This is a genomic window from Streptomyces sp. NPDC001851, from assembly GCF_040297165.1.
Lineage (GTDB): Bacteria > Actinomycetota > Actinomycetes > Streptomycetales > Streptomycetaceae > Streptomyces.
In genome coordinates this window covers 204,891-219,099 of sequence record NZ_JBEOYR010000015.1, presented here as the reverse complement: position 1 = coordinate 219,099, position 14,209 = coordinate 204,891, and the positions used below count along the sequence as shown (strand labels likewise).

10 protein-coding genes are annotated in these 14,209 nt (G+C 74.1%); 4 read left to right on the top strand and 6 right to left on the bottom strand.

What is annotated here, in order from left to right:
- Nucleotides 1–20 precede the first annotated feature (20 nt).
- The gene (locus tag ABT171_RS23555) at nt 21–851 is read right to left on the bottom strand and encodes an SAM-dependent methyltransferase (RefSeq protein WP_351246811.1); all 831 of its coding nucleotides are present in this window, start codon (nt 849–851) and stop codon (nt 21–23) included.
- 368 nt (nt 852–1,219) lie between these two features.
- On the opposite strand from ABT171_RS23555, the gene ABT171_RS23550 reads away from it, so the two are divergent.
- Together ABT171_RS23550 and ABT171_RS23545 are read left to right on the top strand one after the other, a co-directional pair.
- Complete coding sequence (locus ABT171_RS23550) at nt 1,220–2,398, top strand: MalY/PatB family protein (RefSeq protein WP_351246809.1); 1,179 nt, start codon at nt 1,220–1,222, stop codon at nt 2,396–2,398.
- A 42-nt stretch (nt 2,399–2,440) separates the two neighbouring features.
- A complete protein-coding gene (locus ABT171_RS23545) occupies nt 2,441–2,827 on the top strand; it encodes a PPOX class F420-dependent oxidoreductase (RefSeq protein ID WP_351246807.1) in 387 nt (128 codons plus the stop codon).
- Between the two features lie 21 nt (nt 2,828–2,848).
- On the opposite strand, the gene ABT171_RS23540 is transcribed toward ABT171_RS23545, so the two are convergent.
- From ABT171_RS23540 to ABT171_RS23530, 3 genes are all read right to left on the bottom strand, one after another.
- Nucleotides 2,849–5,635, bottom strand: a complete 2,787-nt coding sequence (locus ABT171_RS23540) for an alpha/beta hydrolase (protein WP_351246805.1) — start codon at nt 5,633–5,635, stop codon at nt 2,849–2,851.
- A 178-nt stretch (nt 5,636–5,813) separates the two neighbouring features.
- Nucleotides 5,814–6,233 carry a Zn-ribbon domain-containing OB-fold protein gene (locus ABT171_RS23535; RefSeq protein WP_351246803.1) on the bottom strand — a complete coding sequence of 140 codons (420 nt, stop codon included), beginning with the start codon at nt 6,231–6,233 and terminating at the stop codon, nt 5,814–5,816.
- Nucleotides 6,234–6,390: 157 nt separating this feature from the next.
- On the bottom strand, nt 6,391–7,137 hold the full coding sequence (locus ABT171_RS23530) for a TetR family transcriptional regulator (RefSeq protein ID WP_351246801.1): 747 nt from the start codon (nt 7,135–7,137) through the stop codon (nt 6,391–6,393).
- Between the two features lie 258 nt (nt 7,138–7,395).
- Between ABT171_RS23530 and ABT171_RS23525 the strand changes: the two genes are divergently transcribed.
- On the top strand, nt 7,396–8,238 hold the full coding sequence (locus ABT171_RS23525) for an ATP-grasp domain-containing protein (protein WP_351246799.1): 843 nt from the start codon (nt 7,396–7,398) through the stop codon (nt 8,236–8,238).
- Here ABT171_RS23525 and ABT171_RS23520 read toward each other — a convergent pair.
- Entirely contained in the window at nt 8,225–10,642 is a 2,418-nt protein-coding gene (locus ABT171_RS23520) for a polysaccharide lyase 8 family protein (protein WP_351246797.1), read from the bottom strand. The genes ABT171_RS23525 and ABT171_RS23520 overlap by 14 nt on opposite strands.
- 320 nt (nt 10,643–10,962) lie before the next feature.
- Here ABT171_RS23520 and ABT171_RS23515 point away from each other — a divergent pair, with 320 nt between their 5' ends.
- A complete protein-coding gene (locus tag ABT171_RS23515; protein ID WP_351246795.1) occupies nt 10,963–11,484 on the top strand; it encodes a flavin reductase family protein in 522 nt (173 codons plus the stop codon).
- Between the two features lie 278 nt (nt 11,485–11,762).
- Here the strand turns inward: ABT171_RS23515 and ABT171_RS23510 are convergent, their stop codons facing one another.
- Complete coding sequence (locus tag ABT171_RS23510; protein WP_351246793.1) at nt 11,763–14,198, bottom strand: SpoIIE family protein phosphatase; 2,436 nt, start codon at nt 14,196–14,198, stop codon at nt 11,763–11,765.
- Nucleotides 14,199–14,209: the final 11 nt, after the last annotated feature.

The following is a 14,209-nucleotide window of genomic DNA, read 5'->3' as shown; positions in this document are numbered from 1 at the left end:
GGATCCGCGCCGCCCCGGCTTCAGTTCTTGCGGGCCACCCCGCCGAACATCGCGACCTCCTCCGGCTCGGCCCCGTGGTCGTGCTCCGGGCGCCAGCGCGAGCAGGACACGACACCCGGCTCCAGCAGCTCCAGACCGTCGAAGAAGCGGGCCACGTCCTCGGGGGTGCGCTGGGTCAGCTTCGGGGTGCCGTGCTCGTTCCAGAACCGCACCGCCTCGTCCACGTCCGGCATCGACGGATGGGTGACGGTGTGCGACAGCACCAGGTGGCTGCCCGCCGGCAGCCGGTCCGTCAACCGCCGTACCAGGCCGTACGGATCCTCGTCGTCGCCGATGAAGATGACCACGCCGAGCAGCATCAGCGCCACCGGCTCACGGAAGTCCAGTGTCCTCGCCGCGTGTTCGAGGATCGCGTCGACGTCGCGCAGATCCGCGTCCAGATAGTCCGTACGGCCCTCCCGCGTGCTCGTCAGCAGGGCACGCGCGTGCGCGAGTACCAGCGGGTCGTTGTCGACGTACACGACCCGCGACTCGGGCGCGATGCGCTGGGCGACCTCGTGCGTGTTGTCGGCGGTGGGCAGCCCGGTGCCGATGTCCAGGAACTGCCGGATACCGACCTCACCGGCCAGATGGCGGACGGCCCGGCCGAGGAACAGCCGGTCGGCGCGCGCGTACTCGCCGATGCCCGGGTGCAGCTGGCGTATCTGGTCGCCGGCCGCGCGGTCGACCTCGTAGTTGTCCTTGCCGCCGAGCCAGTAGTTCCAGATCCGGGCGGTGTGCGGCTGGCTGGTGTTGATTCGGGCACGCAGCGACACGGCCACGTCGTCGGTGGCTGCCGGGTTGTCGGTCACGTGGGTCAGCTCCTGGATGCGGATGAGATGCCTGACGAGGGATACACCGTGCAAGACGCAATCTAGTGCCCCGACAGGCAACGTTCGCCCCGTCGCGAAGCCCGGCACGCTCCCCCGCTGCCTCAAGGGCGCGGGAGGTGCCCCCACTCGCCGCACCGGCCGAAAGCCCAAGTACGTCCAGTACGAGGGCTTCCGGCCGGCACTCCCCCAGCCTTCGGCCGGGGGGACCCCCAGAGCACGCACCGGACGCCGCTCCTCGACGGGCAAACGTTGCCTGTCGGGGCACTAGACGCCCGAGTTGATCTCCGCCGCGCGTCCCCGGATTTCGGCCCGTGCCCCCTGCCCCCGCAGCCCCTATCGTGAGCCCCATGACCGGCATCCCGCACGGCACCCCCGGCGAGGCCGACCCGCTGCGCGCCCTCGGCCTGGACCGGCTGCGCCGTCGTACGAGCATGAAATGGCGCACCTACCCCGAGGACGTGCTGCCGCTGTGGGTGGCCGAGATGGACGTACCGCTCGCCGGGCCCGTGGTCCGCGCCGTGACCGACGCGCTCGCCCTCGGCGACACCGGGTACCCGGCCGGCACCGCCTACGCCGAGGCGCTGGCCGCGTTCGCCGCCGCACGCTGGAACTGGGACGGGATCGCCGTGGAGCGCACCGCGATCGTGCCGGACGTGATGCTCGGCGCGGTCGAGATGATCAAACTGGTCACCGGGCCCGGCGATCCGGTGATCGTCAACCCGCCGGTGTATCCGCCGTTCTTCCCGTTCATCACCCATATGGACCGCCGGGTGGTCGAAGCCCCGCTCGGCGCGGAGCTGCGCCTCGACCCGGCCGCACTGGAGGAGGCGTTCCGGCGGGCGACCGCCGGTTCCGGCCGCGCCGCCTACCTGCTGTGCAGCCCGCACAACCCCACCGGCACCGTCCACACCGCCGCCGAACTGACGGCCGTCGCCGCCCTCGCCGAGCGGTACGGCGTCCGGGTCGTCGCGGACGAGATCCACGCCCCGCTGGTCACCCCCGGCGTCCCCTTCGTGCCGTACCTGAGCGTCCCCGGAGCCGAGAACGGGCTGTCCCTGATGTCGGCCTCCAAGGGCTGGAACCTGGCCGGTCTGAAAGCCGCCCTCGCCCTCGCGGGACCGAAGGCGGCCGCCGACCTCGCCCGGCTCCCCGAGGAGGTCGGGCACGGCCCCAGCCACCTCGGGGTCATCGCCCACACGGCCGCCCTGCGCGAGGGCACCCGCTGGCTGGACGCCCTGCTGGCCGGGCTGCGCGCCAACCGGGACCTGCTCGCCGCCCTGCTCGCCGAGCACCTGCCCGCGGTACGCCCGCAGCCCGCCGAGGCCACCTTTCTGGCCTGGCTCGACTGCCGCGCCCTCGGCCTCGGCGACGACCCCGCACAGGTCTTCCTCGACCGCGGCCGGGTCGCCCTCAGTACGGGCCCGCCCTTCGGCACCGGCGGCGCGGGGCACGTACGGCTGAACCTGGCGACCTCGCCCGAGATCCTCACCGAGGGCGTACGGCGCATGGCGGCGGCCCTGGCGTGACCGGAAGGGTCGGGAAAGCGCCGGCCTCCTAGACTGCCGGGCATGGACGACGCGCGGCTGGACCGGCTCGGCGCCGGCAACTACCTGCTGGTGACCAGCTACCGAAAGAACGGCACCCCGGTCGCCACCCCGGTGTGGGTGGTCCGCGACGGTGCCACGCTCGGGGTGTGGACCGCCGCCGACAGCTTCAAGGTCAAGCGGATCCGGCGCCGCCCCGACGTCGTCGTCGGCCCCTGCGACCTGCGCGGCAACCCCACCGGCGAGCAGCTGCCGGCCACCGCGGAGATCGCGGATGCCGCCACCACGGCCCGCTACCGGGACCTCATCGCCCGCAAGTACGGCATCCTCGGCCGCCTCACCCTGCTCGGCAGCAGGCTGCGGCGCGGCCTGGACGGCACGGTCGGCATCCGGGTGACCCTCGCCGAGTGAGGGCCACCCGGAACCGGCCCGCTACGACGCGTCCAGCACCGACCCGGACAGCACCAGCCCACCGGGGCGCGGCTCACCGGTCTGCATGTCGACCTGCCGGAACCGCACCGACTCCGTCCGCTCCCGCACCCGGTCCTGGACCGTCGGCACGGTGATCTCCGCGCTCGTCCGCCCCGCCGGGACATCGACCCACAGGGTGAGCCCGCCGACCTTCGACAGGGGCCGCTCCGGGTCGGGCTTCGCCCCGGCGGCCTCCCTCAGCCAGCGCGCCGGGACGTCCTTCGTGGACAGTTCCGGCGCGGTGGCCGGCACCACCGCGAACATCGCGCTCATGTCGACGTCGACCGCCTGCGACAGGGACAGCCGCCACTTCAGGGACCGCCCCTCCGTGACCCGGCCGGCGACCGGCGTGACGGTCATCGCCGGCGGCGGATCGTCGTCGTGGACGGTGATCCCGCCCCGGTAGGAGCCGACGACCGCCCCGCGGACCGCCTTGACCAGGACGTCGTACGACACGTCCGTGCCGTAGCGGGTGTTGCCCTTCACCTCGACCGGTACGTCGATGTCGTGACCGCCCGGGTGCACCGTCACCAGCCGGTCCTTCGCCTTCCCGGTGGCCGGGTCGACGACGTACACCCGGACCTGCCCGCTGCCGTGGCCCGACACCCGGACCGGCACGCGGTAGGTGCGCACGCCCGAGTCACCCTCGGCCACCGTACGGCGGCCGATGTCCACCCGGGGCAGCGTCGCCGCCCGAGCCGCGGGCGTCCCCGGCCGCCAGCCCCACGCGTCCATCAGCCAGGCCTGCCCGGACGCCGAACGCGCCGTCAGCTCCATCGACTTGACCGAGCCGAGCCTGAGTCCGGCGCGGGTGGCCGCCGTCAGCGGCACCCGGAACTCGCGTGCCCAGTAGGACGTCGTCCGCTCGCTGCCGGGCAGCCCGTCGGCACTGATGCCGCCCAGCCGGGCCGTACGGCCGAAGGCGTCGGTGAGGGACACGTCCAGCCGCGTGCCCCGCGAGTTCGGCGGCACGAACAGCCGCAGCGTCAGCGCTTCGGCGCCGGACAGCGACACGGGCTGCTCCAGGCTGATGCGTGCCGGTGCACCGGCGCGCGTCCAGCGCAGCGCGATCGCGTGCCGGCCGGTCTCCCGGTCGGGCTCCCACCGCGCGAAGTGCGGCGACGCGCCGTTCGCGCCCTGCCCCAGACAGGCCTGGGCCGGGCTGGGGTCCACCGCTTCGCACAGCCGGGCGCCGGTCACCGTCACCCCGCCGTCGGGAAGGAACCCGGCACCCCGGCGCGCGCCCACCGCGTGGCTGAGCACCCGCGCCGGGTCCGCGGACGGGGCCCGCTTCCCGGAGCCGTCCAGCAGCGGCCGCACCCGGTCGTCCCCGGCGAGGAACAGCCGCGCGGCGGACGCGATGTACGTCGAACCGGCCCGGTGCTGCTGGTCGGCGGTGAGCCGGGTCGCCGCGTGCTTGCCGCAGACCGGGTCCGGGTGGTCCGGGTCGTCGGAGAAGTCGTCCTCGGCGGGCGCCGCGGCCTGGCCCGGCGTCCACTCGGAGTTGAAGAAGTTGTGGTCGGCACCGATGACGTACACGGCACTGTGCAGCGCGCTGCCGTTGCTGACCGCGCGGGTGCCGTCGACGTAGAGCTCGCCCTGCAGGTCGGAGACGTCACCGTCGCAGCCGGGCAGGACCGTCACGGACGGTACGTCGGGCACCGGGTTCTGGCCGAAGACGGTGGGGCCGATGAGGACCGTGCCGCGGACGGTCCAGCGGACCGGGCCGTGGTAGCCGTCCTGGTCGGCGGCCGGCGGATAGAGGCTGTCCAGGGCCGCCCGGTTGACGCCCTCGCCGCCCCGGGAGTGCCCGACGAGCAGCACGCGGGACAGATCGGCGCGGGGTGACTGGCGTACGACGGACGGCGCGGTCCCGGGGTGCGCGGCCCACTCCGCCCAGCGCGCCAGGTGCAGCCGCACCAGCGAGGAGCGGGCCTGGGCGCCGCCGTCCTCGGCCGCGGAGTCCTGGCCGTTGATCCCGTTGGCGGAGACCGAGACGGTCACATAGCCCTGGGAGGCGAGGAGCTTCTGGTCGCGCAGGTAGCCGCGGTGGCTCGGTACGGGCTTCATGCCGGCCTTGCACGGCCAGTCGCCGGTGATGTCCTGGCCCCGGTAGCAGGTGAAGTGGCGGCCGTGCAGGAACAGCGCGAGCGGACGCCGGCCGGACACGCCGACGGGGGAGACGACCACCCCGCGCATCTCGACCGGGGCCGGGAGGCCCGGCAGCTTCACCGACTTCAGGCTGTACTCGCCGGTCCGGGTGCGGTAGGGACCGGGCTTGCCGGGATCGACCTCGTTCGCGGGCAGCGGGGCCGGTGGCCGGGGCGCGGACGGGACCCCGGGCGAGTGCTGCGCGCCGGGGGCGGTCCGCGTGTCCAGCCGGCGCCCGCCGGACCACACTTGCAGTCCCGCCAGCCCCTGCGGCCCCGTGGCCTGGTGACCGTCCAGCGGCAGCCGGAAGGTACGCCCGTCCGTGCCGGGCCGGGGCACTCCCAGCAGTCGCCCGTCCGACCGGAATTCGACCCGGGCGTCACCCATCGGCACCGGCCGGTCCGACCGCCACACCAGCTGCGGCGCCGACCGGCCGCCGGTGAGCCGCCACCCCGGTGGCAGCGTCCCGTCCTCCGGTGAGGCCAACGCCCCTAACCGTGACGGTGGTTGATCCTGGGCTACTGCCGCCCCTGGGGATGCCCCCGCCACCGCGAGCAACGCGGTGGCGGTCACCCATATGCGCCGGGCACGGACCACTGTTCCTCCTTCAGCCCCGACCTCGGGCGTCCCGTCCGTCCCGGGAGCCCCTCGCTCCCGGAGGACGGAAGGCGGAGTCCGTGGGTTGCCCGTGAAGGAGACGTGATCGATCACATCGAGCCATCACGGCAACGGCGGCCGTGGTCCGCCCGGTTGTGCGGCGGGCGTCCCGGCGCCGTCAGGTCCAGGCGCTCCGGTAGGACTCGTCCAGCAGCTGGAAGACCGGCTCGCCGCGCACCGGGTCCTGGGCGGTGGACAGCCGGACCCGGTCTCCGCTGTGGATGCCGACCGGCGGACCCATGACCCGGCCCCGTACGACGAACCCCTCGGCCATCTCTATCAGCGAGACGTTGCGTGCCGCGGGCGTGTTGCGGTGCACCACGGTCGAATGCCGTACGGTGCCGACGCCCTCGCTGCGCTCCGTGCGCAGCTCGCTGCCCTGGCACACCGGACACAGCAGCCGGTGGTACATCGCGGTGCCGCACCAGGTGCACCGCTGGAAGAGGATGGCGTCCTTGGAGTCCGCGGAGACGGGGTCCAGAACTCCCGCCGCGGAGCCGGCCGCCGGATGCGAAGCGTTTGCTGAGTGGTGGTACACGCTGGTCAACTCCCTGCGCTCGGCCGGAATCCCGCGTGTCCGGAGTGCACCGGGCACACGCGTGCGCGGCGGCCGTGCCACCGTGCACGCCGACAGGGTATGGCACTCAGTGTCACTCGTAAAGGCACTCCGTACCCCCAATTTGGAGAGGGTGCTCTCACGTGCGACCGAGTGCCGCCTCCAGCTCCTGGACCACCCGCCACAGCGGGGCGTCCCGCCGGCAGGCCAGCACCACCACGTCCTCGGGGCGGTCCCGCGGACCGCCACCCGGCACCGGACCGATCACGGCGGGCCGTGCGGCGGGCTCGGGGGCGCCCCCGAACGCCTTCTGCACATACCCCAGCGCGTGGTCCACCGCGGCGCCCGCGTCGCCGAGGCCGTCCGAACGCAGCCAGGAGCGCAGGGCGTTGTTGTGCGCGGCGACGACCGCTGCCGCCACGACGTCGGCCCGCAGCGTCCCGTCGGGCCGTCCGGCGAACCGCCCGCGCAGGTACTCGGCGAGCGCGCGCTCGTAGCGCCACACCACCGACAGCTCGTAGGCGCGCAGGCCCGGTACCTGCTTGGTGAGGCGGTAGCGCTGCACGGAGAACGTGGGGTTCTCCGCGTACATCCGCAGCACCAGGCGGGCCGCGTCGCACACCCGCCGCACCGGCTCATGCTCCTCGCCGCCCGCGGCGAGGAAGGCGGTCATGTCGGCCAGGCAGCGCTCGTGGTCGGGGAAGACCACGTCCTCCTTGGAGGGGAAGTAGCGGAAGAACGAACGCCGGCCGACCCCGGCGAGGGTCACGATGTCGTCCACGGTGGTCTGCTCGTACCCGCGTTCCAGGAAGAGCTGGAAGGCCGCCGCCACGAGGGCCTCCCGCATCGGCGGCTTCGCGGCCGTCGCCGCGCTGCTGGAGCTCATGGAGGGGAACGTAGCACCCGGGACGGGCAATGTGACACTCAGTGCAGTGCCGGGAGGGAATCGGGGGAACTGAGTGCTGTGGGAGTGGGCACGGCCCTCGGGGCCCCGGCCGCACCGGACCCCGCCCGATCCCGCCGCCCACCCTGCGCCGTAACCTTTCTGCACCGTGCCGGGACCGGCCCGTGCCGGCAGGCCCCGCCTCCGGGCACCGGGCGACCGGCCGCCCCGACACCGGCGCACCGCCCGAGGAGATGCCCCATGCCCGCCGCCCGCCCCCGCCTGCTCTACGTCACCGACCTGGCGTACGAGGCCCGCGGGCGCCGCTACTGCGACGAGGACATCTTCCTCACCTCACGGCTCCGCGCCCGGTTCGACCTCGCCCTGTGCCATCCGCAGGACGCCGCGGCGCTGGTGGACGGCTTCGACGCGGTGGTCGTCCGCAACAGCGGGCCGGTCCTCGCCCACCAGCGTGCCTACGACGCCTTCCGCGCCCGAGCCCTCAGCACCGGCACGCCCGTGTACAACCCTCTCACCGGCAAGGCGGACATGGCCGGCAAGCAGTACCTGCTCGACCTGAGCGCCGCCGGCTTCCCCGTCATCCCGACGGTCGGCCGCGCCGAGGACCTGCACCTGCTGCCGGCCGCCGAGCGGTACGTCGTCAAGCCGATGCTCGGCGCGGACTCCCTCGGCCTGCGGATCGCCCCCGCCGGTCAGGTCGCCGCGCTCGCCGCCGGCCAGGTGCTGATCCAGCCGTGCGTCGACTTCGCACACGAAGTGTCCTTCTACTTCGTCGACGACGACTTCCAGTACGCCCTGTACGCCCCGGACCCGCAGCGCCGCTGGGAGCTGGAGCCCTATGCGGCCACCGCCGCCGACCTGGAGTTCGCCCGCCGCTTCATCGACTGGAACGACCTCGGTACCGGCATCCAGCGCGTCGACGCCTGCCGCACCCGCGAGGGCGGCCTCCTGCTGGTCGAACTGGAGGACCTGAACCCGTACCTGTCCCTGGACGCCCTGCCGGAGGAGGCCAGGGACGCCTTCGTCACCGCGTTCACGGCGTCCCTGGGCCGGTTCGTGCAGGGAGCGCTCAGCCCAGCCTGACCGCGACCCGCTGGGTGGCGCCCGCGGTGGCCGTGAGATCGCCGAAGGCCAGTGTCAGCGAGGCCCCGGTGGCCGCCGAGGCGAGCGTGGCCGGCGCGGACGTCACCGCGGCGACCGCCCGCCGCCAGGTCAGGGTGAGGCTCGTGCGCATGCGCGTCGGATCGCTCACGGCGATCACGGCGGTGCCGTCCCGCTTCTCGCTGATCATCACGCAGCACGGATCGCTCGCGGTCAGCGTTCCGGCCGTGGCGCCGCACCAGAAGTTCACCCCGGTGAACCCCAGCGAGGCGACGGCCACCCCTTGCCGGCTGTCCGTGTTGGCCAGCACGCTCAGCCAGTCCGCGTCCGCGGCGCGGGCCCGGGTGCGGGCCGCGGTGGCACCCGGCAGCAGCAGGTAGGCGTACGACGCGTTCGCCGGGTCGGTGCCGTGATCGACGTACATCGTCAGGTACGTGCGGTTCAGGACGGTGCTCGAACCGCCCTTGTTGATCGTGGCCCAACTGCCGTCGCGGGCCTCGCGCAGCGCGCGCACCGTCGCCCCGCCCGGGAAGACGTAGCCGCCGTGCCCGCCGATGTGCGCCCATCTCGCCCCGGTCAGCGTGGCCGACCAGGAGGAGGCGGCGGGCTCGGCCGTGCCGTCCGCCGTGAACGGCGCGCCGCCGGCCGGGCCGAGGTTGCGGTTCTCGACCGTCGTCTCCACGGCCGTGCCGTCCGCGCACGTGATGCCCGCGCCCAGACAGACGACCGCGTCGTCCAGGAAGAACCACGACCTCTTCGCCACGAGCGTCGACTGCAGGCCCTTGAGGTGCTGCCCGACCGCGGCCCGCTGCCCGTCCGTCGCCCCGCCGACCCAGGTCACGTCCGGCTTCGGGGCACCCCACTCACCGCCCGCCGCGTCGGCCAGCGCCTTGCGCGAGACGGTCGTACCGGGCAGCCGGCAGGGGTCGACGGTGGGCCAGAAGGCATCGCTGTACTGGCCGTTGCCGAAGGTGTCGCCCCACCAGTAGAGCATCCCGGCACCGGTGTGCCAGCCGCGCAGGTTCTCGCCGTTGCCGGTCTCGTAGTAGGTGATCCTCTCGTCGGCCATGCTCAGCGCGGCCGCCCAGCCGGGCCTGCGGTGGGTCGCCCGCGCCATGCACGGGAACAGCCGGTGCCCGGTCGGCTCGGCCACCGCCGTCACCGACCCGTCGTCCCGCACTCCCTTGAGCCGGGCCAGCTGCGGCAGGCTCAGCGCCGGGTCGGCGAGCGGCGGGCTGTAGTGGTCGCGCTGCATCCAGCCCTTCACGAGAGCCCGCCAGCGGGCGTTCTCGGCCGCGCTCGCGCCCTGCCCGAGCAGCACGATCGACCCGAGGAGCGCATGACCGCGCACATGATCGTCCTGCTGGATCCGCTTCGGGTCCGCGGCCGAGAGTCCCCGGCTGATCGCCCGGCCCGCGACACCGTCCATGACCAGGCCGTTGTAGAGGAACGGTGCCCAGGCGTGCTCCACCGCGTCGAACACGATCTGCCGGTTCGGGTCCGTCACCTCCCACTCGGAGTCCGCGAGCAGCGCGAACAGCAGCCCGAGGCCGCCGAGCAGGACCGAGCCGTACGTGCCGGTGTACGGCACCGTCGTGTGCTGGACGAACGAGCCGTCGGCGTACAGCCCGTCGCCGGAGGTGACGTACGGGAAGACGGGGGAGAGGGCGTCGCGGGCCAGCGCCACCTTCGCCGCGCTCGCCCCGACGACCCCGCGCAGCGCCAGCACCCGGCACAGATCGACCCGGTTCGCGCCCGTGCTGGTGCCGCGGTAGCTGCCCACCGCCGAGTCGGGCACGAAGTGGTCCACGGCGGCGAGGTAGGCGGCGATCCGCGCGGCCGGCAGGGCGTCGTGCAGCAGCACGCACACGTCCAGCAGCGCCTGCGGGGCGCCGATCTGCCAGCTGTACCAGTTGCCGTACCAGGTCCGGCCCGCGTTGTAGACGTCGTCGTGCAGATGGTCCAGGCCCGTGCGGAGCGCGTCCCGCAGGTCCGTGTCGCCGGTCAGGCCGGTACCCGGCAGGCAGTAGGCCTGCGCGAGCGTGCTCAGCCGGGTGTAGCTGGTGTTCATGTTCCCCGAGCGGCCGACGGACTCCGGGCCGGTGTCCGGATCCGGGTCGGCGTAGACCAGGTCGGGCCACAGGGAGCCGGTGGTGGGGGCCATGGCGGCCCGGTACCGGCTCGCCGTCGTGCCCAGGTCGGTGAGCCGGCTCCTGAAGGGTTCGGCCAGGGCGCTGAACCCCTCGCCGAGGATCAGGGTCCGCCACCTCGCGCGGAGCGCCGCGAACGCGTCCGGCGCCGCGGAGACCCGGCTGCCGGGACCCAGCGCGAGCGCTGTTCCCGAGCAGGCGGTCAGAAAGCCACGGCGTGACCAAGGAGTCGTCATGTCGGCGCTTTCTAGCACGCGCTTTCTCGGAGAGCCAGGTGCCGACACCGCTCGACCTCGAACGGCCGCGTGCGAGACGGAGGCCGCCCGACGGCCACGGCACCCTCCGCCAGGGCGCCACCGGGCGGAACCCGGTACGGCACCGGCGGCGACGAGACCGGCGTCCACGGCGACGACACGCGCCGCGCGCTTGAGTCGCGGACCGGCCCCGGCGACGATGCGTGAGCGGCACGCGGGGAACACCGGGCAGCGCGGGCCGCACCCGGGCCTCGCCGCATGAGCCGAGGCCGGGCCGGAGCGGCGGACGGGAGCGCGGTGCCATGGCGGACGTGGACGGTACGACGGGCGGCAGGGCCGGCACGGCCGGCATGGACGGATTCTTCCGCCGGCTGAACCCCGACATGTGCGTGGTCACGGCCGTGGCCGACGGTGAGCGGGCCGGGTGTCTGGTCGGCTTCGCCTCGCAGTGCTCCATCCGGCCGCCCCGGTTCTCCGTGTGGCTGTCCAAGGCCAACCACACCTACCGGGTCGCCCGGGCCGCGCAGCACCTCGCCGTCCACCTGCTCACCCGCGACCAGCGGGAGCTCGCGGAACTCTTCGGCGGCCAAACCGGCGACGAGATCGACAAGTTCGCGCACCTGGACCGGTCCGAGGGGTACGGCGGCGCAGTGGTCCTGCGCGAGGCGGCGGCCTGGTTCGTGGGCACCATCCTGCACCGCACCGACGGCGGCGACCACGTCGGTTTCGTCCTGGACCCGGTGGAGTGGGGCGAGGGGCGGGACGGCCCGCTGCTGCGGCTGTCCGACGCGGCCGGTATCGACGCCGGTCACCCCGTGGACTGACCGGATTCGAACGCCGGGCAACACTTCGGGAAAGCCGCCGGCGGGCGCGGCGGCCCGGCCCCATGCTGGTCAGCCCGCGGCGACGGTCGCGGGTGCTCCGCCGTACCGCGACCGAAAGCCAGCCCGATGACCGGCTCCCGCATCCCGGGTCTGCTCGTGCCCGCCGTGTTCCTGCTGGCGCTGATCGTCGGCGTCTGCTGGTACTGGCGACACCGGGACGACGACTGACCAGGCGACGGAGACCGCCCGCCACCCGCGCACCGGTCCCGCGACCGCCCCTACGCGTCCGCCTCCGGGGCCTCCGCCCCGTCGGCCACGCCCTCCAGCGGCATCCTGATGTCGACCACGCACACGTCGTCCCGCCGCTCGTCCGCGAGCATCGTGGCGAGCAGCGCCTCCAGGGACCCCGACTCGCCGCAGCCATGGGCGCGCGCCGCCTCGGCCAGCCGTGCCAGGCCCGTGTCGAGGCTCTCGCCGGGGCGTTCGACCAGGCCGTCGGTGTACAGCAGCAGCCGGTCTCCGGGTTCCAGGTGGAGCTCCGCCGCCTCGAAGGCGGGGGCCGCGGTCGCGCCGAGCAGCATGCCGCCGGGCCGGTCGAGGTAGCGCACCTCGCCGCGGCGTACCAGCAGCGGCGGCAGATGGCCGGCCTGCGCCCAGGCGAGGACGCGCCGGCGGGGGTTGTAGCGGGCGAGCACCAGGGTGGCGGTGGTCTGGCTGTCGCGGGAGTGCAGCAGCAGGTAGTTGAGCCGGTCCAGCGCCCCCGTCAGTGAGGAGCCGGTGGTGATCATGCCCTTCGCGGTGAATCTGAGCTGGGCCATCGTGGCCACCGCGCCGATGCCGTGCCCCGCCACGTCACCGACCACGAACAACGCGTCGTCGTCGGGCAGTTCGATCGCGCTGAACCAGTCACCGCCGACGTGGATACCGGACTGTGCGGGCAGGTACGCCACCTCGACGCGCAGCCCGGCCAGCCGCACCGGCTTGCTCGGCAGCGGCAGCAGGGCATGCTGCAGCCGGGCGGCCAGGGCCCGTTCGGCCTGCAGGATCCCGCGCTGCAGCAGCATCGCCCGCTCGCTCTCCACCAGCGCCAGTTCCGCGCTGCGCTGCGGGGTGAGGTCCTGGACGAAGCCGTGCACCTCGACCGTGGCGCCGTCCAGCGCGGTGACGGCCTCCGCGACCAGCCGCAGGTGCCGGACGCCCCCGGGTGCGTCGATGCGGAACGGCACATCCAGCGGCCGGGCGCGGCGGACCAGTTCGGCGATCGCGTGGGCGAGCGGGCCCGCGTCCCCCGGCAGGGCCAGATCCGGCAGCTGTTCCAGACGGAGCGGCCGCTGCTCGCGGGTCCGGCCGAGCACGGCGTACGTCTGCTCGGACCAGGAGATCTCCTGGGTGATCAGGTTCCAGTTCGCCCAGCCGAGGTTGCCGAGCCGCTGCACGTCGGACAGGCGCTGCTCCTGCCGGTCCGCGGGGTCGTTGCGCACCCAGGTGACCAGCAGTCCGTCGCCCAGCGGCGCGGCCCGCACCGAGTAGGTGGCGGTCACGGGGACCTCGCCGATCACCTCCTGGTAGACGAACGGCTCGCTCTCGAACGGCACACCCGTCCGCAGGGCCTGGAGATAGCCGTGCCACAGCGGCTCGCCCGCGACGGACGGGTAGCTCTCCAGGACGTGCCTGCCGACCATCTGCCGGCCGGTCCGGCCGAACACGTCGACCGCCTCCGGGGTGGCGGCCTCGATCCGGTAGTCCTCCACCTCGCCGGTGGCGGCGCGCAGCGGCGCCAGCAGGATCGTCGCGCCCGGCAGCGCGTCGAACACCGCCTGCACCGCGTGGGTGACACCGTCACCGGAGCGTTCCACGGGGCAGTCGAAGGCGCGCAGCCGGCCCGCGCACAGCCGGGCCACGGCCCGCAGCAGCTCGCGTTCCCGCGCTGCGAACGGCCCGCCGCGCCCGCGCAGCACGCCGAGGGCCACATACGCGGTGTTCCCGGCCGGCACGGGCAGCCAGGCCCGGCTGGGCCAGCGCTCCGCCGCCTCTCCCATCAGCAGGAACCGGTCGCCCTCCGCGACGAGATCCTCCAGCCAGCGGGGCTCGCCGCACCGCAGGGCGTCGAACGGGACCACACCCGGCACCGGGGGCACGTACCGCCACTGCGCGGCGAGGGGCGCGCCGATGCCGGCGTGGCCGATCAGTTCGAGCCCGCCCTCGGGCAGCCGCTGGTACAGCATCACGGCGTCGGCGCCCGTCTCGGGTGCCACGTGGTCCAGCAGGCACTGGGCCAGCTCGTGCGGGGTGCCGACCCGGACCAGGTCCCGGCCGATGTGCCCGAGTGTCTTCGCCAGGTCCGCCGTGCCGGCCGGCGCGACCTGCCGGGTGCCGGCGGCGGGCGGTGCGGCGGGGCCCGGGGGCGGGGCGGGCGGCTGCTCCTTCGGGGGCAGCAGGCCGCCCAGGGTGAGCCAGCACTCTTCGAGGAGCGTGCGGTTGCCGTCCTCGGCGCGCCGCAGCAGCTCCTGGTGCGCGGCTTCGGCGGTACACCCGGTGACGGCCATCAGCACGCCCTTGGCCCGCTCCAGGACCGCGGAGGTGGCGGCCAGGTCCCTGAGCCGTTCCAGCTCCGCGCGCTGCCGGGCGACGACCTTGGCCAGCGCCGCCGGATCGGCGCCGGTGGGGTCAAGCGGGTGCACGGGCTCGCTCGTCACGCGACGAGCATGGCACATCCGGCCCCCTT